Annotated in this window: 17 protein-coding genes, 1 tRNA gene and 1 pseudogene; 12 read left to right on the top strand and 7 right to left on the bottom strand. The window is 43.8% G+C overall.

Features of this window, described 5'->3' with window-relative positions:
* The first annotated feature begins 59 nt into the window (after positions 1–59).
* The 9 genes and pseudogenes from AZH43_RS09365 (at position 60) to AZH43_RS18880 (ending at position 8096) form a co-directional block, all read left to right on the top strand.
* A complete protein-coding gene (locus AZH43_RS09365) occupies positions 60–1247 on the top strand; it encodes a DNA circularization protein (RefSeq protein ID WP_067668990.1) in 1188 nt (395 codons plus the stop codon).
* The gene (locus tag AZH43_RS09360) at positions 1237–2364 is read left to right on the top strand and encodes a phage baseplate assembly protein (RefSeq protein ID WP_067668988.1); all 1128 of its coding nucleotides are present in this window, start codon (positions 1237–1239) and stop codon (positions 2362–2364) included. The genes AZH43_RS09365 and AZH43_RS09360 overlap by 11 nt, the downstream gene beginning before the upstream one ends.
* Positions 2361–2837 carry a phage baseplate assembly protein domain-containing protein gene (locus tag AZH43_RS09355; protein WP_067668986.1) on the top strand — a complete coding sequence of 159 codons (477 nt, stop codon included), beginning with the start codon at positions 2361–2363 and terminating at the stop codon, positions 2835–2837. The genes AZH43_RS09360 and AZH43_RS09355 overlap by 4 nt, the downstream gene beginning before the upstream one ends.
* Positions 2838–2845: 8 nt before the next feature.
* Positions 2846–3208: a phage GP46 family protein gene (locus AZH43_RS09350; protein ID WP_067668984.1), complete on the top strand. Its 363-nt coding sequence runs from the start codon at positions 2846–2848 to the stop codon at positions 3206–3208.
* Between the two features lie 3 nt (positions 3209–3211).
* Entirely contained in the window at positions 3212–4261 is a 1050-nt protein-coding gene (locus tag AZH43_RS09345; RefSeq protein ID WP_067668982.1) for a baseplate J/gp47 family protein, read from the top strand.
* A pseudogene (locus AZH43_RS18550) lies at positions 4258–4782 on the top strand (hypothetical protein); the annotation flags it as partial. The gene AZH43_RS09345 and the pseudogene AZH43_RS18550, both read left to right, overlap by 4 nt.
* 395 nt (positions 4783–5177) lie before the next feature.
* Positions 5178–6152 (top strand): hypothetical protein, encoded by a 975-nt coding sequence (locus tag AZH43_RS09335; protein ID WP_067668978.1) that lies wholly within the window; start codon positions 5178–5180, stop codon positions 6150–6152.
* Complete coding sequence (locus AZH43_RS09330) at positions 6139–6702, top strand: hypothetical protein (RefSeq protein ID WP_067668976.1); 564 nt, start codon at positions 6139–6141, stop codon at positions 6700–6702. The genes AZH43_RS09335 and AZH43_RS09330 overlap by 14 nt, the downstream gene beginning before the upstream one ends.
* A gap of 2 nt (positions 6703–6704) precedes the next feature.
* Positions 6705–8096: a hypothetical protein gene (locus tag AZH43_RS18880; RefSeq protein WP_067668974.1), complete on the top strand. Its 1392-nt coding sequence runs from the start codon at positions 6705–6707 to the stop codon at positions 8094–8096.
* Between the two features lie 204 nt (positions 8097–8300).
* On the opposite strand, the gene AZH43_RS09320 is transcribed toward AZH43_RS18880, so the two are convergent.
* The 7 genes from AZH43_RS09320 to efp form a co-directional block, all read right to left on the bottom strand.
* Positions 8301–8377: transfer RNA gene (locus AZH43_RS09320), tRNA-Val, on the bottom strand.
* A gap of 47 nt (positions 8378–8424) precedes the next feature.
* Positions 8425–10443 carry a transglutaminase family protein gene (locus tag AZH43_RS09315; RefSeq protein ID WP_067668972.1) on the bottom strand — a complete coding sequence of 673 codons (2019 nt, stop codon included), beginning with the start codon at positions 10441–10443 and terminating at the stop codon, positions 8425–8427.
* Between the two features lie 2 nt (positions 10444–10445).
* On the bottom strand, positions 10446–11351 hold the full coding sequence (locus AZH43_RS09310; RefSeq protein ID WP_067669147.1) for a DUF58 domain-containing protein: 906 nt from the start codon (positions 11349–11351) through the stop codon (positions 10446–10448).
* 26 nt (positions 11352–11377) lie between these two features.
* Positions 11378–12334 carry an AAA family ATPase gene (locus tag AZH43_RS09305; protein ID WP_067668970.1) on the bottom strand — a complete coding sequence of 319 codons (957 nt, stop codon included), beginning with the start codon at positions 12332–12334 and terminating at the stop codon, positions 11378–11380.
* A 260-nt stretch (positions 12335–12594) separates the two neighbouring features.
* The gene (locus AZH43_RS09300; protein WP_067668968.1) at positions 12595–12897 is read right to left on the bottom strand and encodes a YbdD/YjiX family protein; all 303 of its coding nucleotides are present in this window, start codon (positions 12895–12897) and stop codon (positions 12595–12597) included.
* Between the two features lie 12 nt (positions 12898–12909).
* Positions 12910–15009 carry a carbon starvation CstA family protein gene (locus AZH43_RS09295; RefSeq protein WP_067668966.1) on the bottom strand — a complete coding sequence of 700 codons (2100 nt, stop codon included), beginning with the start codon at positions 15007–15009 and terminating at the stop codon, positions 12910–12912.
* 176 nt (positions 15010–15185) lie between these two features.
* A complete protein-coding gene (gene efp / locus AZH43_RS09290) occupies positions 15186–15755 on the bottom strand; it encodes an elongation factor P (protein WP_067668965.1) in 570 nt (189 codons plus the stop codon).
* A gap of 329 nt (positions 15756–16084) precedes the next feature.
* Between efp and epmB the strand changes: the two genes are divergently transcribed.
* Genes epmB through AZH43_RS09275 form a run of 3 tightly spaced genes read left to right on the top strand, consistent with a single transcriptional unit; the run spans position 16085 to position 20993 of the window.
* Positions 16085–17101, top strand: coding sequence for an EF-P beta-lysylation protein EpmB (epmB, locus tag AZH43_RS09285; RefSeq protein ID WP_067668963.1), 1017 nt, complete (start codon positions 16085–16087; stop codon positions 17099–17101).
* Positions 17102–17115: 14 nt separating this feature from the next.
* Complete coding sequence (locus AZH43_RS09280; protein ID WP_067668961.1) at positions 17116–18861, top strand: GTPase; 1746 nt, start codon at positions 17116–17118, stop codon at positions 18859–18861.
* Positions 18843–20993, top strand: coding sequence for a sensor domain-containing phosphodiesterase (locus tag AZH43_RS09275; protein WP_067668959.1), 2151 nt, complete (start codon positions 18843–18845; stop codon positions 20991–20993). The genes AZH43_RS09280 and AZH43_RS09275 overlap by 19 nt, the downstream gene beginning before the upstream one ends.
* Positions 20994–20997 lie beyond the last annotated feature (4 nt).

Genomic DNA, 20997 nt, shown 5'->3' with positions numbered 1-20997 from the left:
CGCCTGATATAAGTGCTTTAAATTTCTAATAATGACCTCCTCAAATGGAGGTTTTTTTTATGGGCTGGGCGACAGAATTACAGGATGCAAGTTTCCGCGGTGTGCAGTTTGAATGCACGTCGACGAATGATGCTGTGTCTAAATCCCTTGCTGTAAAACAAGCCCCATATTCGAACGAGGCTGAGATTGAAGACGTCGGCAACAATCCGCGCAATATCTCGATCAATGCAGTTTATGCTGGCGATGACTATAAAACTTGGGTTGATGCTCTTGAAGCTGCGCTTTTAGAAACCGGTGCGGGTGAACTGATCCACCCGATCTACGGCATCATGCAAGTGAATGTGGTGGATTATTCAGTTGACCACAATGCTGAAAATGTTGATTCATGCACCATTTCAATCAAATTCATTCAGGCCAAAGACAAGAAGCGCGAGCTGTTTGTTCCAGTTGCTGTACTGGATGAAATTTACACTGAAGATATTATTGATGAACCTGCATCTGCTTTAGAACAGTATTTAAAAAAGCTGAAAGTGCTGGATCAGAATCAGTTTTTTGATGCGGTGAATAATGTCAGCAATGGCATCAATACCTTTCGTGATGGCCTGAATCTAGCCAAAACTGCAATTGAAAATGTACTTGCCCCGGCAGACTTTATTGTTGGCTTAGTTGATGACGTTAGCGGGCTGGTGACTTTCGATGCCAATATTTCTGCATTGTCAAAATGGCGTGATTTGGTTTACCGGGTGCAGCGTTTTGAAAAGCTATTTCAAAATGACAAATCTTCACCGCAACTGCAGCAGCTGTGGCGTGCCACACAAGTTGCGTCAACGGTTGCCATCACTCAAAAAGTCATTGAAAACGTCCGTACTGAGCTGGCTGAGAATAAAGAAAGCAGCCTGACGCCTATTGACTTGGCTGTGATCCGCCAGAACAACCGCCAGCAGATTCAAGCGGCGATTAATACTGAGCGTGAGCAGATAGCGACTGAGCTGAATGAAACAGCTGTCAGTCAAATTCAAGTCTATAAAGAAACGGCTGATCAGCTGCATTTACAGATTCAAGAACTGATTGAAATCCGCCCGCCAGTGACTAAAACAGTGATTACTGTGCCTTGCACCCTGCATTGGCTGGCGCATCAGCTGTATGAAGATATGAGCCGTGCAAGCGAAATCCTCCGCTTAAATCCTGATTTGGTCAATCCGGCGGTACTGCGCCCTGGCATGGAGCTGACCGTCTATGCAAGATAATCTAAAAGACAATCAGGGCAATGAAATTATCTTACAGATTGGCGGCTATCAAATCCGCGGCTGGGATGCGATTTCAATTGACAGTCAGATTGATACCCCAGCTGAAAACTGGAGCTTTAAGCTGTTTCAGGTGGATGGCGACCCTTTGCCGAATGATATTGCTGGCGCCAAAGACATCAAAGTTTTTTACAACAAAGAGCTTGTGCTGACTTCGATTGCCGACAAGGTTGCTGAAGCGGTTAGCCGTGACGGTTACGGGCTTGAGATCAGCGGACGCGACTTGGCTGGACAGCTGATTGATTGCTCTGTGCCTATATTTAGCGGGCGCCAGCTCACTTTAGAAGCGCTGCTGTCACAGTATGTTTTAGCAGGTGACTTAGGCGCAAAAATTCATAATGTACGTATTCAAAATAATGCATGGTTAAAAAATAAAGTCTCTGTTGAACCCGGTGAAGCGCTATGGGATGCCATTGCGAAAGCCGCAGCAGTTACGGGCCAGCATGTGTGGCTTGAACCAGACGGCACGCTGGTCGTGGGTGATCCTTTTGCAGCTCCATATGTGGTTCAAACTGCACTACGTTTGCTCAAGCCTTTAGATAACAGCAACAACGTGCTTGACCTGTCTTATGTGAATGATGTCAGCAGTGTTTTTAATGAAATCAAAATTTTAGGCCAAGACACGAAAGGCAGCCATGTTTTGTCTACGGCCACCAGCAACACTCAATATGGCTTTAACCGCCTCAAAATCATCTCTTTAGGCGATGTTGAGACCAAAGCTGAAGCAGATGCAGCATTAGAAAAAATCAAAAAAGACAATGATCTGCAAGCCTATTCGTTGGATGCAACAGTTAGCGGCTGGACGATTGACGGCAAAGTCTGGACACCCGGCTGGTACTTAAATTTAGAAACCAATGCTTTAAGCAATGCCACTGCCAAATGGGCGGTTTACGGCCGCACGCTCATGCTTTCACGCGCTGAGGGCAAAACCACAAAGCTGAAGATGAAGCGTCAAGGCGACTGGGCGCAGCCATTGCTGCACAAAGAACCTGTCAAGCAAACCTCTAAGCGTAAAAAAACCAATAAAGACAAAGCAAAAACCACTGGAGCACAAAAATGATTGGCTCTATGCAGCGACAAATTGCCCGCGGCATGGGCCAAGTCCGTCAGACATTCTTGGGTGTAGTGGCTCGCGGTGGTTCAAAACTGCTGCAGCTGACGGGCTTTGCTGGCGAAGTCTTGGATGAAACTGAATTAGTCCAGCAAGTCGGCTTCAGCTCTTACATACCAGATGGTTGCCGTGTAGTGGTAATTCCCCTGCAGGGCAAAACATCCCGCTCGATTGTGATTGCTACCGATGGCGCACCCATTGTGATTCATGTTGATGAGGGTGAAACCTGCATTTATGACCAATACGGCCACAGCGTTTGGCTTAAGAAAGACGGCACACATGTTGAGGGTGATTTGTTCGTCAATGGCAAAGTTCAGGCCACTGGAGATGTCATCGATCAAGCAAGCTCTATGCAGGACATGCGCGATACATATAACAGCCATAAGCATGGCAATAGCTCAACACCAGATAAACCAATGTAGGTGAAGACATGGCAACGATTGATTTAGAAAACAAAGATTATGTACTGCTGAGCCTAGATGCTGCATTCGTCAATGATGATGTGCAGTGCGTATGCCAGCGCCTTGGGATTCACCGCGGGAAATACTGGGCGAATCCTAAATTAGGAAGCCGCCTTTTTACTCTGAACCGCAGTAAAGACTTGCCTCGCAATCTTTTGCTTGCAAAACAGTACGCTGAAGAAGCGCTTGAAGACTTAGTACCATCCCGCTTTGAATCAATCACTGTTGCTGCATCTCAGTCAGAAAAAAGCCGTGTCGATTTAACCATTAATGCCGTCCGAATTACGGGTGAAAGCCAAAAGATTTTTTATTTTGTTCCGGTTGGAGGCTAAGCAATGTATGCAATTCCTTCCTTTTCAAAATTGCATCTGGTCATTGTTCAAGAGATCCGCAATCAAACGGGTCTGACAATTACAGCTGATTCTGATGCGTCGATTCGTGCTGATGGTACTGCTGCAGTGGTTGAAGGCCTTTATCATCACCAAGCTTATATTCAACGACAGCTGTTTGTTCAGACTGCTGATGAGCCTTACCTTTACATTCACGCTGAAGAACTCAAAGTCCCGCGCCTAGGCGGCACACGTTCTGCAGGCACGGTCAAAGCAAAATCTAATGCTGAAATTACGATTGAAGCCGGAGCAAAGTTGACAGATGGCAAAGGCCACTTCTGGAGCGTTGTTTCTACTACAGTCGTTCAGCCAAACATTACCGCTGAAATTAGTGTCACTGCGGATCAGATTGGCGCGTCTTGGAACTTTACAGGCGCTTCACTGCTTTGGGTCAGTCCGATTGCGGGCTTGAGCGGTACTGCTGAAGTTGTGTCTATTGCGGGCGGTTCAGATGAAGAAGAGCTTGAAGCATGGCGCGCCCGCATGTTGGAAAGTAAGCAGCTGGGGCAAGCGCGTGACCGTGAATCTGACCTTGAACGCGCCATGAAGTCTGTCGCTGGTGTGGGCAAAGTATATATCTATAAAAAGCGCCGCGAGCTGGGTTCCATGGATGTAGCCATTACTGCTGTCGGCAGTCCGCCAACCTTGCCAGCTCAAGCCTTAATTGATGCTGCGCAGCTGGTTTTAGATGAAGAAGCTGGTTTTTGGGCAGATTGCCGGGTGTATTCACCGACTCAGCAGCTTATTGATTTATCTGCAGTGGTGAAAGGCACTGGGGTGAATTACACCGATGTTGAAAGCACGATCCGCAGTTATATAGCAGAGCTGGCTCCAGTTGAAGAATATCAAGCCAATGTACTGGTTTCACGCATTATGGCGCTGGCAAATGTTGAAGATGTCACGCTGACACCCAATGCCAATATTCAGCCTGAAGTGAATTGGATGCATACCTATTGGCTGCGTGCAGGCACTGTTGCAGTGAGTGCCGCCACATGAATTTAGAAGAAACCACACAGCTTTATGCCTCTGTTTTGCGTCAATTATTGCCTACGGGTGGCTATGACGCATCACCAAATACAGATGCTCTGGCGGTTGATGTTTACGCACATGCAAAACTGCTGGCTCAAGCGGATTTAGATGGCAAACGCCTTTTAACTGTTTTGGAAGAGCTTCCGCCTGAACTGCTGCCTGAGTATGAGACAGAATATGGCTTACCGTTGAAGTGCACGGTCAATGTTAGCAAAACAATTGAAGAACGCATTGAGATTCTGAAATGGGTGCGCAGTACGCGCAATGTGCTAAATCGCGCTTATTTCGATCAGGTCTTAAAGATTTTTGGGGTTGAGCTTTTTGAGTTTAAGAAGTTTAAACCAATGCAGTGTACATCGCCCTGCAATGCTCCAGTGAACACAGAACAGCTGCGGTACAAAGTTCGGATTGTGATTCCAGATACTGCGCCTGCTGATATGGACTGCATTATTCAGAATTATTTTCCGGGCTACTTGCGGATTGATGTGCTGAAAGTGTCGCTGCTGTTTAAGACGTCATTGCTATATCCGCTCTATTTTGTTGAGAGCGTTTCTGCGGGCTTGGCTGTAAATGATTCAGCATCGCGTCCAGATCCGGAGTTAGTCAGCGTAAAGATACCAGCGGTTGAGAGCATCGGCGTGCAGCTGACAGTTCATGATGTCATTGTTACTCATCCGCCGAAAACTGAACTGACTGAAAACATCGGCGTGCAGCTGACAGTTCATGATGTCGTTTCACGTCAGTTGCTTAAATTCAGTACGCAAGAAAACATCAGTGTTTCTTTATCAGTACATGACGTTATTTCAAAACCGCGCATCAAAACCAGCGTTGATGAGGCAATTGGCGTTTCACTTTCTATTCATGATGTTATTCGAGAAAAAATATGAATTTTAATGTAAATGTTGGCGTATGTGCCGTATTTAAATTAGTTGCACGCAAAGCTAATACAGGTGAGATCGCTCGTGAAACACCCGATTTTTTTAATTTAGTCTTAACAACCGGGCTTGCTAAAATGGCGGGCGGCGCGTGGATTGACCGCTGCTGCATTGGAACTGGCAACAGCGCTACTGATGCTTCACAAGTTGCACTTGACAACTTCTTGGCATCAACAACAGCTGTTGCACCGGGCGCTGCAGATACCGGGGGGATTCAAGTCACCACTGAGCCTTATTATTGGTATGGCCGCCGGACATGGCGTTTTGCCGTGGGTGTTGCAACAGGAAATATTTCAGAAGTCATGCTGGGTTGGGGAAATAGCAACGCTTGGAACAGAGCACTGATCAAAGATACGGCAGGAAATCCAACAACGATTACTGTGCTTGCTGACGAATACTTAGATGTGATTTCAGAAGTCCGTATATATCCAAAAGAATCAACTGGTTCATTTAATTTAGTTGATAAATTGGGAGCTGTTATTAGTTCTCACAATTATGTAGCACGACCTAGATTTAGCTCATATTCAAGTGGTGGCGCAGCATGGCGCAGTTCAGCTGTACGATACGCAGCAAATGCTAGCCTAGCATCCTCAACCACATTCGGTATTGGCAGTGGTTCAATACCCACCGCACCCACCGGAGCTGTAACCACTCAATTCACAACTAATAGTCTAGTTCATACTGAGCTAAACAATGGTTTAAAAGCGAGTAAAGTTATCTCATCATCAGAAGCAAATATAGTAAGTATGCATAGGTCTTTCTCATCAAATTTGTATGGGCTGATGTGCGGTGGTGCTTTTAATTACTTGGGTGAAAATAGTTGTGGATTCAACTGGCAAGTAGACCCACCGATCCCAAAAGATGATGAAACAATTCTGACTTACAGCTTTACTCTGACATGGGAAAACTATGCTCCCGAATAATGCGCTTTCGTCACAACCTGTTATTTCAGAATTTTTAACACAGTGGCGTGATAACCCTCTTATAGATTTTGAGCTTGGTGGTATTGCTTTACAGGACTCAGCAGCAGGTCTGAATCAGATTCTTTGGACCTGTTCCTATGAAGATGGCTTTATTAAACTCAGTCATGATCAGCATGAACAGACTGTTTTAAATGTCGAGAATGTTACTGCATTAAGCTTAGGTTTTGATTTAAGCATGCGTCCTGTCATTGCGTATTTAGTAGATGAACACTGCTATTTATGGTGGTATGACACATCTGTTTCTAAACAAATAATCACGGATCTGGGCAGCGGAATAACTTTTCCGCAGCTGTCACTTGATGAGCGCAGATCTGTTCAATCATCCAATGCAGACGTGATTCTGACTTATATCCGCAACAGCAAGATGTATATGCGCCTCCAGCGCGAACGCTTTCAAATTGAACATGAAATTACACGTGCAAAACGGCTGATTCAAACTGGATCAATGAAGAACAACCGCTTTGGCTTCGCTTATTACAACTGGGATTAACAATGAAAAGAATTGATAGCGTGAATGCACGCGTTGACGTAAATGGTGTAGGTAAAAAAGGCTTTCATGATAATGCGGATCTGCCGGGTCAAGATGCAACTTATGTAACACCGGGCTTTTTAAATACTGTTCAAGAAGAGCTGGCGAATGCAGTAGAACTATCTGGGCTAAACTTAGATCCAAATGATCCAACTCAATTATTCAAGCTGTTTAATTTGCATAATAAAGCACTGGTTCAGCGCATTTATCATGTTGGCTCTAAACACATGACTGACAATAAAGACTGGAATCCAGCAGTTGAGCTTCAAACATATTTTGGCTATCTAACTTCATGGATGCTTTGGCCGCATGTACCAGTGGGTGTCGATAGCTTTACAGATTCTATTGGGCAGATATCGCTGTTATCAAATGGCGGCACTGTACAAGGAAAGACAACTCGCATTTGGCAACGCTTGCAGGATGGTCAAACAGCGCCAACATATACACTGACGTCGAATAAAAGCGCTGTGAATGAAGGTGAACAAATCACTTTTACTTTAAATACAACAGGCTTGCCAGTCGGCACATTAGTCGATTGGGCGATTACAGGCATTCAAGAAGCTGATATTACACCCTCGGCTTTGTCAGGCAAGTTTACTGTCGGTGCTGACGGCAAAGCTGCGTATACCCTGACTGCTGTTGCAGATCAGAAGACTGAGGGCAATGAGTCACTCAAATTCGCATTGACGTATATTCCAAACAAGTATGTAAATGTATTAATCATGGATACAAGCAAATACCCTGCGGGACTTCAGACTTATTATGAAGGCACACATACTATTGACGTACAGCCGAATCAAACGATCATCTTAGATATGTATGGTGCAGGCGGTGGTGGTGGCGGATCAGTTTATTCACCATCGGCAAGCCCTGATGGGTCAGATGGCGGGAATATTGTTCTCAGCTATTTAGCTAATACATTTACGGCGGGTGGCGGTAAAAAAGGCACTGGTGGTGTTTGGGGTAATGGTTCAAGCTATTCGAATGGTAGTGCTGGCTTGGGCGGCACAAATACTGTTACTGCTGATTCAAGCTTTGAGATTCAAATTGGTCAAAAAGGTAATGATGCAGTCATTGGATCACGGTACAGCACGCAGGCTGGCGGTACAGCTATTTCATCAAGCATTGGGGCTGTCAATGGCGGTGGTGCAGGTGCAACAGGCATTGGCGATGAACGTTGGTCTTATGGCGGCGGTGGCGGCTCAGGTGGACGCTTAAAAGTTAAATATACGAATACGACTGAAGAAGTAGTCACATTTAATTTGTCAGTCGGAGCGAAAGGACAAGGCTGGAAATCTGCTGGCAATTCAGGCACTGATGGCGGTATTGGTTTTGCTATCGTTACTACGAGTTAATTAGGTGTTCTGCACTATCTGGCAAAACGTTAGATAGTGCAGAATAACTGCAAATATTTAGTGCAGAATAAAAAACAAATTAGTGCAAAATAGGACGAAAACTTACAGCCAGTTTTGCCAAGTTTGCCAACTTCGAATGCACCCAATGCACCAAAAAAAAGGACCTATAAGCGTCTGATTTGCTTATAAGTCCTTGATATATATTGGTAGGTATATCCAGACTCGAACTGGAGACCTCTACGATGTCAACGTAGCGCTCTAACCAACTGAGCTATACACCTAGAATGAGAAGAATCATATTCATTTTTATTTGCTTAGACAAGTTTTTTCATAACTTTTTAAGCATAGATGCACAAGTTTTAAGCAAACCTATGATTTCATCAATATCTATATTTTCCTCTCCATTCTGCATATACATATATTGTTCATATCTTTGCCGCAGAAGTTGGAAATATAATTGCTGATCACTTTGAACCTGCTGCGATAAACGATTCATCCAGACTGAAACCGTTTCAGCATTTTGCCTCTTCAGCTGTAAAGGCAATGCCGTATTAAACTTGCCTATAGCCCGTGCAAGTTTGGTTTTATGCTTTTTGATTTTCCAATATATATAAGCCAAATAAAGTAAACTTAGACACAAAGTTCCAATAATCATAATGATGGCGCCTGAATACATGGACTTCATGCCGATTTTTTGGAACCAGCTCCGCTGAGATTCAGCGTTATACCCCACAATTTTGCTTTGCCATTGATAGCTTGCATAATCACTCCAAATTCGAAGTTTAGTCAGCATGGCATACTGACGATATGATAATTCAGATTTAGTCCCGCCAAAAAAGCTCTGATATTCTTGCATATAGCTTTGCATGCCGTAATCAATACGGTTCGGCGCAATAACAGCTGTCGGATCCAGCCGTTGCCAACGGCTATTCAGCCAAACCTCTGTCCATGCATGCGCATCCAGCTGGCGCACTTCCCAGCTCTTGCCGTCAGGTGCAGCTTGACCGCCTTGATAACCTGTCACAACTCGGGCAGGAATACCCGCATAACGCATAAGCATGACAAAACTGGAAGCATAATGTTCGCAAAAGCCTTTTCGTGTTCCAAACAAAAAGTCATCTACACGGTTTTCACCCAGCATACCAGGGCTTAATGTATATGCAAAATTGTGCTGTTTGTACCAGGCAAATACCTGCTGAATATATTGTTCTGGGTTATATCCGCTTTGTTTATATAATGCATTTGCCAATTGCTGAGTTTTCAAATCTCGGTTTTCCGCAATTTGCGTATTACGCTTATTTAACCACTGCCTTTGCACTTCATTTTGAACTGCAACATCCGCACGGCCAATCCACACAAGGTGAATGGGTTCATTTTTAATATTTTGCCGCTGCGGGGTAATCCGCCAATCTGCCCCCTGCTGATACTGACTGTCCAACGGCACTGATTTTTCCAGCCCCATAATCCAGCTCACTTGCGAGTCTGCCGCTAAATATCGGTATTCAAATGGCTTAAATTTCTTTTTAGATGGGTTGTTCAATACGATCTCTGTCTGCTGAACAATCTGCTGATTACTAAAGCTGCTGGTCCAGCGCGTTCCATCATATTCGTCCAAAACCAATGCCCGCCAATACATTTCTGAACGTGCTGGAAGTTGAGTAATATCTCCAACCACACGAAATGCCAAAGCGCTGGATTGAGAAAGCTCCGCAATATCACCCGGAGACATGGTATCGCTGATGCCCGTCACTGCTTTATTTTGCGGAATAGGAATATGCCAAAGCGGCGGCAATCTTGGAAAAAACAGAAACAGCAGAACAAAAAATGGCAACGCATATAGAATAAATTTGCCGACATGATTGAGATCATGCCTCAATGCAGGCCATGAAGCGCTTTGCCCTATCTGGAAAGAGCAGGTTTGCAGCCGGTATAGTCCAATAAAATTGCTGATCAAGCACAATAATATTGCAACTGCCATTGCAAAAGATTGACTGAATAAAAAGGAACTGGCGCTGACAAATAAAGCAAAATTAAACAGAATAATGGCATCACGCGGTGATTGGGTTTCCAGCGCCTTTGCAAATAAAAAAACCGTTAAAACGGCAACGCCTGCTTCTACGCCCACAAATGTACTATAGCTGAAATAAACGCTTGCCAATGCGGTTAATGTCAGCAGCAGCGTCCATATTTTTTTAATTTGAAGCCTTGGTTTTATGGTGATGCAGAATAAATAGAGCCACATGGTGCACAGCACAGCAGTCAAAGCTGCTGGAATAAACAGCATTTGCGCAGCCAGCAGCAAGGCTAAACTGATGAGTATCGAAATACGGATTGAATGTGCAATCATTCTTAAGCCTGCGCTAAAAGCAGTTTGGCCTGAAGCAGCTGTTTATCCCCTGTTCCGCTGGGCAGCTGCGCGTTAGGCAAATAAATTGAATACGCACAATTCAGCTGTTCACATTGCTCCACTAATCCCATGATCAAACTCAGCTTTTCCTCGTGGGATGGACTTGGCATATGGTCATAATGAATTTCAATTAAATGCTGATCCTGATATTGCTCAAAAACCTTTACATACAGTCCTTGCCCGCGCGCTGCATGCTTCCACGAAACGGCTTGCAGCGGTTCACCTTCACGGTAATCCTTCAGCTCGCGAAACTCATCAACATCCTGTTCAAAACGATGATGGGTATTTTTATTTTCTGCTGCGCTCACTGTTGATTTCGGTGCAATCCAGCTCTCTTGCTGCAAGTAAATATAAGTCCATGCCCGAACCAAGCCAAAAGGATACACAGAAAAAATCTGAATCTCTGGATAGAGAAACTTGCCGCGCTGCTCGGGTGAAAAACTTAAATGAAATGCTTGCTTCAATTCACTCAAATACAGTTTATGCAGCTGTTTATCTACTTTGATCCATAAGTAACGCGCTTGCTTCTGCTCCTGACCAAAATATATGCCTAAATGCAGTGCCTGACCGACCTGCCCAATCTCATAGCTTCTGACTTCAATCGTTAAAGCATGCAGCTGCTTAAAAGTCAGATAAAAACTGATGCACAGTACTGCCCCAATTAGAAAGCAAAAGCCCAAAATCAAATTATTGGCATAATTAATACCTGCAATAAACGTAATTAAAATCAGCACTAAAAACAAATAGCCTTGCTGATAGATAAATACCAGCACATCTTTTTGCCTGAGTTGCTTTTTTTGATCAAACTTAAAGCGCTTTGACAGCCAGTTTTGCCATGCAGATCCCAATGCAATTTCCCCCAATACTGGTTGAATTAAACAACGCTCACCTGCAGCATAATTTTGGCTGTTTCCGCCTCACTTGTACCTATGCGGTGAGCTACAACGGCATTGAATACAGCCTGCACGTCGTCAGGTATAACAAAACTGCGCTGCTCAATCAACGCATATGCCTGCGCCGCTTTTTTTAATGCCAGCACACCGCGGGTAGACAAGCCCTGCCGGCCTTTTCGGGTTTCTTCGGCTAAATCCAAAATATAATCCAGCACGGTATCGGAGGTATAAATCTGCTGCGTCAGCTGCTGTAAATCCAAAATATCCTGCTCTATAAACACATGATTTAAATTGGCAATCAATTCCTGTCTTGAACTTTGTTTTAATAAGGTTTTTTCAGCTTGGCGCGAAGGATATCCCAACGCTAACCGCATTAAAAACCGATCCAGCTGGGATTCAGGCAGTGTATAAGTTCCGCTTTGAAATAATGGGTTTTGTGTTGCAACAACCCAAAATGGCTGCGGCAAGCTATAGCGCACGCCATCCACCGTCACAATTCCCTCTTCCATTGCTTCCAGCAAAGCGCTTTGCGTTTTTGGACTGCTGCGGTTAATTTCGTCTGCGAGTAAAATTTGGGTAAAAATCGGCCCCTGCTTAAATTCAAATTGATGTTCTTTCTGATTGAACATATTAATGCCAATGACATCACTGGCCAGCATGTCATTGGTAAATTGAATCCGCTGAAATTTCAGTCCTGCCAAATGCGCCAAACTGCTTGCCAATGTTGTCTTTCCAAGCCCCGGTAAATCTTCAAATAGCACATGCCCGCCAGCCAACAGGCTGCATAACGCCAATTTAGTCTGCTGATTTTTATCTAAAATAATCAGATTGATTTGTGTTAAAAATTCATTGATTTTGGGATAGTAAGACGCGAGTCTCTGCTGATCAATTTCAGCTGCAGCAGATGCCAATGATATTTTTTCTTTTTCCCAAAACAATTTTTATTCCCCAATAAAAATTTTAAATCTTTGATTAACATACAGGGTTTTACGCAATACTCAAACTTTTATGCAGATAATCTTTTACAGCATGCCTACACCCTTTTACCCCTATTCCTTTAATGTTTTCAGATGTTTTATATCAATAATTGTGTACCGGCCGCAAGCGGCGCTTTATAAACCGGCAGCGGCTCCTCTGTTAGCCTAAAAATGGGCAATAAAAAACGGCATCTGAATGCCGTTTTTTATTTAAAGCTTCATCAGCAAGGGCATTTTTTCATACCGCCGCCCGCGGATGGATAACGCGCATCAACACAGTAGCGGTAAAACGTTTTGGCATCCATTGCTTCTAAATCCGGATGATTTTTTTTCATATGCTCCAAATAATTTTCATAATCCGGAACACCCACCATCAAGCGGAAACTTTGCTGCAAGCGCTGCCACAAAACGGCTATACGCGACCAATTCTTTGGATTCAGGATCAAATCCTTTTGCGACATGATGGTCATTTTGATGATCTTATAGATCACTGTTTTGCCACTTTTTGCAAATTTAAGATTCATCTCTTTCTCCCCTTAATGGTGCTTTGCCGCCACAATTTCTTCTGGGTCACGGTAAACCGCTTCAGATTCATTGACTGTTGGCACAGGGCTAGCCAAAGCTTTGCGGATCACGCCAATAGCCGCAATCAGCATCACTACGGCAACAACCATAAAGAATGCGCATAACGCCGCATTGATTTGATTGGACATCGCCACAGTCTGCATTTCCGCCATTGTTTTAGCTGGAGCCAATAACTCATTTTTAGCAATTGCAGCATTAAACCGCTCTGCTTGCGCCAAGAAACCAATTTTAGGGTTGGTATGGAAGATTTTTTGCCAGCCCGCGGTCATACAGGTAATAAATAAGAAAATGGTTGGGATAATTGTGATCCAAACATATTTTTCCTTCTTCATTTTGAACAGGATAACCGTACCCAAAATCAATGCCATCGCAGCAAGCATTTGGTTGCCGATACCGAATAAAGGCCACAAGCTGTTAATGCCGCCAAGCGGATCGACTACGCCTTGATAAACGAAGAAGCCCCAGCCTGCAACAGCAACGGCAGTACCCAGCAAGTTACCAAAAAAGTTGTGAGAGTTTTTCACTGCAGGAATCACAATACCCACAGTATCCTGCACCATAAAGCGGCATGCGCGCGTACCCGCATCTACAGCAGTTAAAATAAACAATGCTTCGAACAGAATAGCAAAATGATACCAGAACGCCATCATCGAACGGTCATTGAAAATTTCCGTAATGATATGCGCCATGCCTATAGCAAAAGTCGGAGCACCGCCTGTACGTGACAAGATTGAGTTCTCACCCACTTCTTTTGCCAGCAGGGTTAATGTTTCTGGAGTTACTACAAAACCTAGGTTGCGCACAGCTTCTGAAGCGGTTTCAACCGTTGTGCCCAATACCGCGGCAGGCGCATTGATAGCAAAATACACGCCCGGCTCAAGCACCGTGGCGCACACCATCGCCATAATCGCAACAAATGACTCCATCAGCATGCCGCCGTAGCCAATCATGCGAATATCTGCTTCGTTATTCACCAGTTTAGGCGTGGTGCCAGAAGCGACAAGCGCATGGAAACCCGAAATCGCGCCGCAGGCAATCGTAATAAATAGGAATGGGAACATTGAACCGGCAAAAACTGGGCCTGTACCGTCCACAAAATGGGTAACTGAAGGCATTTTCAGCATTGGCATAGCAATCATAATGCCGACCGCCAGCCCTGCAATCACGCCAATCTTCAAGAATGTAGAAAGATAATCACGCGGTGCAAGCAACAGCCATACAGGCAATACCGATGCAATAAAGCCGTAACCGATTAACCACCAAGTCAGCTCAGTACCGCTTAATGTGAAGAATGGGCCCCAATATGGATGCTGGGCAATATCACCGCCATACACAATGCCTGCCATCATCAAGACAAAACCGATGATTGACACTTCTGCAATTTTACCCGGACGGATAAAACGCATATATACGCCCATGAAAATTGCGATTGGAATAGTGGCCGCAATACTGAATACACCCCATGGGCTGTTGGTCAATGCTTTCACAACCACCAGCGCCAGTACGGCAAGAATGATGATCATTACGCCAAGCGCGCCAAGCATCACAATAATGCCGGCAAATGAACCGAGTTCCTGCTTCGCCATTTCACCCAGTGAACGTCCGTCACGGCGGGTCGAAATAAACAGCACTAAAAAGTCCTGCACTGCGCCAGCCATCACCACACCAATCAACAGCCAGAGCGTACCCGGCAAATAGCCCATTTGCGCCGCAAGAATAGGGCCGACCAATGGCCCTGCACCTGCAATCGCCGCAAAGTGATGCCCAAACAGTACGCTTTTGTTGGTGGGTACATAATCCAAACCGTCATTTAAGCGGTGCGCAGGCGTTAAGCGCCTCGGATTGAGTTCAAAAACTTTGGTGGCGATAAACAAACTGTAAAAGCGGTATGCAATGCTGTATACACAGATTGCGGCCAAGATGAGCCACACCGCATTCACGTGCTCACCGCGGCTGACTGCGAGTATCCCAAAGGAAACTGCACCTACAATTGCGACAAGTATCCAAATCAGCTTTGACACTGGCCCGGACTTCTTTTGAATAGATTCCATTTCAATCCCTCATAATCTGTTTGCATAAAATCAGCTTTAATTTTTTCTTGTTCGAGGTACTGCTGTTTCTTCCCTTGCGACTCTACTCCTCATATTTTACTTTTCATCTAATACTTTGGCATAAAAAAAGGGATGATTTTCATCATCCCTTCCGATAATAGTCTATTTTTAAACCATTATGCACGTTCTAAATAATCGCCTGTACGAGTATCTACACGAACGCTTTCTTCTTGCTGCACGAACAATGGAACACGGACTACAGCGCCTGTTTCCAATTTCGCCGGTTTGCCGCCGCCGCCAGAAGTATCGCCGCGAACGCCCGGATCAGTTTCAACAATTTTCAATACCACGAAATTTGGCGCGCTTACGTTCAATGGCACACCATTGAACAGCATAATTGTGCAAAGTTCGTTAGAGTCATCTTTTAACCATTTTACAGCATCGCCCATTGCTGTTTTATCAGCAGCGATCTGTTCAAATGATTCTGGATCCATGAAGTTCCACATTTCACCATCGTTATACAAGTAGTTCATTTCTACTTCTTGGATGTCTGCAGCTTCTAAAGATTCGCCAGATTTAAATGTTTTTTCTAAAACTTTGCCTGAGCGAAGGTTGCGCAATTTTACGCGGTTGAACGCCTGACCTTTACCAGGTTTTACGTATTCATTTTCCATGATTGAACATGGGTTTCCGTCAAGCATAACCTTAAGGCCTGACTTGAAATCATTTGTAGAATAATAGGCCATGACTGGCACACTCCAAACTTACTAGTTTAATCTATGGACGCGAAGGCATTCTGCTGGCTGGCCAGCTTTGCAACAGTGAACTTTAAACTGAAAGCAATGCGCGTATTGTGATGTTCAGTATTCTAAATGAGCAACACGCAGCGAAGCAACGTAAAAAAAGACCCTGAACCTTCGGCTTACAGGTAAAATGTCCATCACAATGCGGAAATCTTGACAATGGTAAGCCCATTCACTAGTTTCACGCCTCAATCCAGACAATTTTGCCTAATAACGCTTTAGGTCATATGAATTGCCTGCAATCCCTAACCTAGCATTATTTAACACGTGGCATGATAAACTATTTGTATCAAGAGCAAAACTGGCAATCTCAACTCAGCGACTTAATTACTGACCCTTTAGAACTGCTGGAAACATTGAATCTATCGCCTGATCAATTATTGTCAGGCGCAATTCTGGCATCAGCACAGTTTAAGCTGCGTGTTCCGCGCGCGTTTGCTGCTAAAATGACTTCTGGCGACCCGCAGGATCCGTTGCTGCTGCAGGTATTGCCGCATCATTTAGAGCTTGAAGATCATGCAGGATTTGTCACAGATCCTTTAGGTGAAGAACAAGCCAATCAGCAGCCCGGTGTGCTGCACAAATATCAGTCCCGTTTCTTGCTGACCTTAACTGGGGCTTGTGCCGTTCATTGCCGTTACTGTTTCAGACGGCATTTCCCCTATCAGGAAAACCTGCCCAAAAATGAAGATTGGCCAAATATTCAGCAGTACATTCAAAGCCAGCCTGACATTAATGAAGTGATTTTAAGCGGCGGTGACCCATTAACCCTGTCTAACCGCAAATTAAAACTGTGGATTGAGCGCTTAGAATCCTTAGATCAAATAAAATTTCTGAGAATTCATTCACGGGTTCCTATCGTAATCCCCAACCGTGTCGATGAAGAGCTGATTTCCATATTAAAAAACAGTAGGCTGCGCATTATTCTAGTGGTACACTCAAATCATGCATCAGAATTAGACGATTTTACCAGCAGCAAACTGTCTCAGTTAGTTAAGGAACAAATCACCGTACTGAATCAGGCCGTATTATTGAAAGGGGTAAATGATACTGCTGATGTATTGGTCAATTTAAGCTACCGCTTATTTGACGCTGGCGTAATGCCATATTATTTGCATGTTCTTGATAAAGTTAAAGGCGCTCATCACTTTGATCGTACGCCAGAGGACATAAACCAAATTTACACAGAAGTTTTAGCCAGACTTCCCGGATATTTGGTGCCTAAGCTAGTGCGGGAAATTGCGGGCGAAAAAAACAAAACACCGCTTTTTGGGGTTTCAACTTTTTGAGTTAAATAATAAAGATGACTAAGCATACTTCAGATATTTTTCAGAATCCGACAGAACTCAAGCTGGATAAACTGAGTTTTTGTCCGACCAATGCTAAAGGCCTGCAAGAATGGTTAAGCAATATCTCCATTCTGCAATTAGGCACGTCATCCCAATCCCTATTTAATGCCCTGCTGGAAATTTCCGAGCTGAAATGCCAAGAAATGCTCCGCTTTGATTTGGTTCAAATCCTGCATCCTACACTTGAAAGCATTTTAACCAGCCTAGAAAAGCATTTTGCCAATCAAGGCCTGATCACCTCAGACCGCAATGATCAGATTATTGAGTTGGCCATGCTGCTGCGCAGCCACTTTGCAAAAATCTATATTGATATCGCTAAACGCTGTGATCAGCAGCTGAGCCAGCAAAAGTTTTCTTTTTTTTCTTTTGGCCATAAAAAAAGCCTGCAAACCGCACGCATGGCATCTACCTATTATGCTATTCAGCAATTGATGATGCTGCTGTATCAGCAGCAGATGCTGTACACCACACCTATGCCGGGCCAATGGATGGCGGCGCATCAGCTGCTGGAATATGCAATCCATAATAATTTTTATCAAAGCAACTTAAATCAAATTTTAGGCACACAGCATCAAATTTCAACGATTTCTCAAGCCTATTCACAATTGATTCTGCTGGATATTTTTAATACCAATCAAATCCGTCCAGCTGAAATTCAAGGCTTATTCCTTTGCAGCACCGACTGGGCCAAATTGGTACAAATACTGCCAAAAGAAACAACCCTATCACGCTATACCGTTGATACATCAAAAGATCATCCGCCAGTGTTCAACACGCATCAGCCAGGCCACTATCAAGCCAGCATTTACATATCGACCCAAAACCTGTTGGACCATTTAACAGAAACTCAAACCAAGAATGGGCAATATTTATCTAAAAACGAGAAATTATTCCTAACCCCTGCCCTGCATTTTCATATTCATAATCTGCTCACCAACAATACCGAACGCCGTCATGAGCGTTATGAATACTCTGCGCAAATCAATATCTGTTTTGGCTTATCCGTGGCCCACTTCTATTTGTCCAATGGCAAAAATTTGCAAGAAACGCTGGACTTGGAAGCGAATTACAACTTCCATAATGAAAGCAGCTTTGTCAATTCAATGGATAACAGTATGCAGGTGTCATTATCCAATGCAAAAGCATTAGACAGGGAAGCGAAACAGATTCACTCCGCAGAAGTTTTAGATATCAGCGTCAATGGATACCGCATTAAATGGACAGGAGAAACGCCCGCCCAGCTTAAAACCGGTGAATTCATCTTAATTCAGGAAAATGCGCAAAGCCAATGGCGCGGCGGTGTCATCCGCTGGATTAAGCAGTCTACGGATAAAAGCCTGGAAATCGGCTTGGAAGTCTTGACGCAAGACATGTACCCTTGCGCCGCGCATATCCGCACAGACCGCAACACCCATAATTATCAGCCTGCGCTTCTGGCTCAAACCACTCAGCTAGACCTAATCACAACAACATTAATTTTGCCCGGGTCACATTTATTCAGAGAAAAACAAACAATTCATTTGCGCTTAGGCAAAGAAGAACTGAAGGTTTATTTAACAAAGGCACAGCTGATTACTCAAAGCTTCATCCGCTTTGAATACGAATTATTAAATGATCAGCAAGAAAGCACTGTGAACGATTTTATTAACAAACAAGTCAATGAAATCAAGAATCACGATTTATGGGAAGCATTGAAGTGAGAAATCCATTATTGTCTAAAAAGTTAAAACGTACTGAAACACGTTTGCTCATTATCGATGATAATCAAATCCGTTATAACCAGATCCGTGATCTTTTGACTGCCAGCGAACATGTCGTTCAAGCCACACTGTTAGATGATCTGCAAAATTTCGAGAAGCAGCTGAACTTAGCTTGGGATCTAGTTATTTTCGGCAGAGCCTATGATTTAAAATATGATCAGGCGCTCAGCTTAATCCGTTTATCTAAACAGCCGAATTTACCGCTGATCTTAATTGAACCTGAAGATTACAGCCCAGATCAATATGCAAATTATGTGCATAAAGGTATTTACGATATTCTCAATTTAGAAAATCTAGACTATTTCTACATTGGCTTTATCCGCGCGCTTTCTTTCAGCCGATTAACGCAGACTCAACAGCATTTAATGGATGAATTAGAAACCGCTCAAACTCAAGCGCAGTCTTTTGTTGAAGACAGCAATAAAGCGGTTGCAGTTATTCAGGAAGGCATTCATCTAGAAGCCAATGATGAATATTTAAAACTTTTTGGCTTTAAATCGGATGATGATATTATCGGCTTGCCATTGCTGGATCTTCTGCAACCAAAAGATTTAAATGATTTCAAAGCCCGCTTTAAAAAAATCAATCAGGGCCAGCTGGACTTTAGCCGCTTCGAACTGAATTCACTCAACAGCCATATTACAATTCAAAATCCGCTTAAAATTGAGTTCATTCCTGCTGCCGAAGATGATGCCCTGCAAATAGCCATTGATATTGGCAATGACAGCTCAAGCCAATCATCAGCCGACAAAGCGCCCTCGAAAGCCAATGCGTTTCAATTGCTGAACCGCACAATGACAAAACAGCCCTCTAATATTAATGCACTGGTCACGTTTTCAATGTCTTCTTGCAATGAAGACATTCTGCAAGCAGATTGGAATATCTTTACTGCCTATTTTCAGGGCATGAATAACTTCCTAAAAGAACAAACCAATGCACCTTTATTTAAGCTGGACAGCGGCATATATGCCGGCCTATTCCAAGCGGAATCTACAGCCAAACTCGAATCAAAATTGATTGGATTAAATTCATTAACCAAGCCACAGCTGATTACCGTTCATAATGACAGCTATCCGCTTAATTTGCGGATTGGGTACAGCATTCTTGACGGTGATATACGCGATGAATCACAGCTGGATCAATATGTGGCAAAAGCATTTTCTACTGCTTTGCCTAAAAGCCAGCCAGCGCCTGAATTAGACCTGTCTATACCGGAATTGCAATTTTCCATTCAGGAAGCTGAAGCGCCTAAAGCGGAACCGCTCAACATTAACTTTACAAAGCCTGAAGTTGAAGCTCCAGCGGTGATTCTCAATGAACCGGCCGTAATCAAAGCACTGCGCACCAGCCTAGAACGCGGTGAAATTCATCTTAAATACCAGCAGTTATATGATAAAGAAGACCTGCACCTTTATACCTATGAAGTAACCAGCGGCTTTATCTTTGAAAATAAATGGAAGGATATTACTTCACTGCGTGAACTGGCAGAGGATGAAGAACTCTCCATTAAACTAGACCGCTGGATATTAGTTGAATCATGCAAGCAGTTGCACAATTTCATTACGCAGTATCCAGATGCTAAATTAATCGTCAATTTAAATAAAGAAGTGCTGCTGCAAGACCGCACCTTCCCTGAATTTATTTCAAAGCTCATCACTATTATCAGAAGTAAATTGCAGTACCCGCTAATTTTGCAGTTCTCAGAATTAGACATCAGCCAAAACACTGCCGAAGCGCAGAAAGCGATTATTGAACTGCGTAAAAATGGCGCTGAGATTTCATTACGGGATTTCGGGCATTCAATGTACAGTGAAAATCTGCTGCGTCAGCTTGAAATTAACTGCCTAACACTGCATCAGAGCTTAACGCAAATGCTGAGCTCAGATAAGCAATGCGAAGAGCTGCAAGCAAAAATTACGGCCTATCATGAGATTCGACCTGTTCAAATTATGCTGCGTGAATTGAATGACATGACCTTATTTGCCAATGCTTGGAATGTAGATGCCCGCTTTATTCAGGGTGATTACTTCCAGAAAAAGCTGGACCATCTTATTGATGTGCAGGATCAGTAATAAC

This window comes from Acinetobacter pragensis (genome assembly GCF_001605895.1).
GTDB classification, from domain to species: domain Bacteria; phylum Pseudomonadota; class Gammaproteobacteria; order Pseudomonadales; family Moraxellaceae; genus Acinetobacter; species Acinetobacter pragensis.
This window is presented reverse-complemented; position numbering and strand designations above follow the sequence as displayed.

Coding starts and splice junctions, on each gene's coding strand:
- AZH43_RS09280 (WP_067668961.1), top strand. CDS start 17,116: ATGACTAAGCATACTTCAGATATTTTTCAGAATCCGACAGAACTCAAG.
- AZH43_RS09360 (WP_067668988.1), top strand. CDS start 1,237: ATGCAAGATAATCTAAAAGACAATCAGGGCAATGAAATTATCTTACAG.
- AZH43_RS18880 (WP_067668974.1), top strand. CDS start 6,705: ATGAAAAGAATTGATAGCGTGAATGCACGCGTTGACGTAAATGGTGTA.
- AZH43_RS09365 (WP_067668990.1), top strand. CDS start 60: ATGGGCTGGGCGACAGAATTACAGGATGCAAGTTTCCGCGGTGTGCAG.
- AZH43_RS09355 (WP_067668986.1), top strand. CDS start 2,361: ATGATTGGCTCTATGCAGCGACAAATTGCCCGCGGCATGGGCCAAGTC.
- AZH43_RS09300 (WP_067668968.1), bottom strand. CDS start 12,897: ATGAATCTTAAATTTGCAAAAAGTGGCAAAACAGTGATCTATAAGATC.
- AZH43_RS09335 (WP_067668978.1), top strand. CDS start 5,178: ATGAATTTTAATGTAAATGTTGGCGTATGTGCCGTATTTAAATTAGTT.
- AZH43_RS09345 (WP_067668982.1), top strand. CDS start 3,212: ATGTATGCAATTCCTTCCTTTTCAAAATTGCATCTGGTCATTGTTCAA.
- efp (WP_067668965.1), bottom strand. CDS start 15,755: ATGGCCTATTATTCTACAAATGATTTCAAGTCAGGCCTTAAGGTTATG.
- AZH43_RS09275 (WP_067668959.1), top strand. CDS start 18,843: ATGGGAAGCATTGAAGTGAGAAATCCATTATTGTCTAAAAAGTTAAAA.
- AZH43_RS09295 (WP_067668966.1), bottom strand. CDS start 15,009: ATGGAATCTATTCAAAAGAAGTCCGGGCCAGTGTCAAAGCTGATTTGG.
- AZH43_RS09330 (WP_067668976.1), top strand. CDS start 6,139: ATGCTCCCGAATAATGCGCTTTCGTCACAACCTGTTATTTCAGAATTT.
- epmB (WP_067668963.1), top strand. CDS start 16,085: ATGATAAACTATTTGTATCAAGAGCAAAACTGGCAATCTCAACTCAGC.
- AZH43_RS09350 (WP_067668984.1), top strand. CDS start 2,846: ATGGCAACGATTGATTTAGAAAACAAAGATTATGTACTGCTGAGCCTA.
- AZH43_RS09315 (WP_067668972.1), bottom strand. CDS start 10,443: ATGATTGCACATTCAATCCGTATTTCGATACTCATCAGTTTAGCCTTG.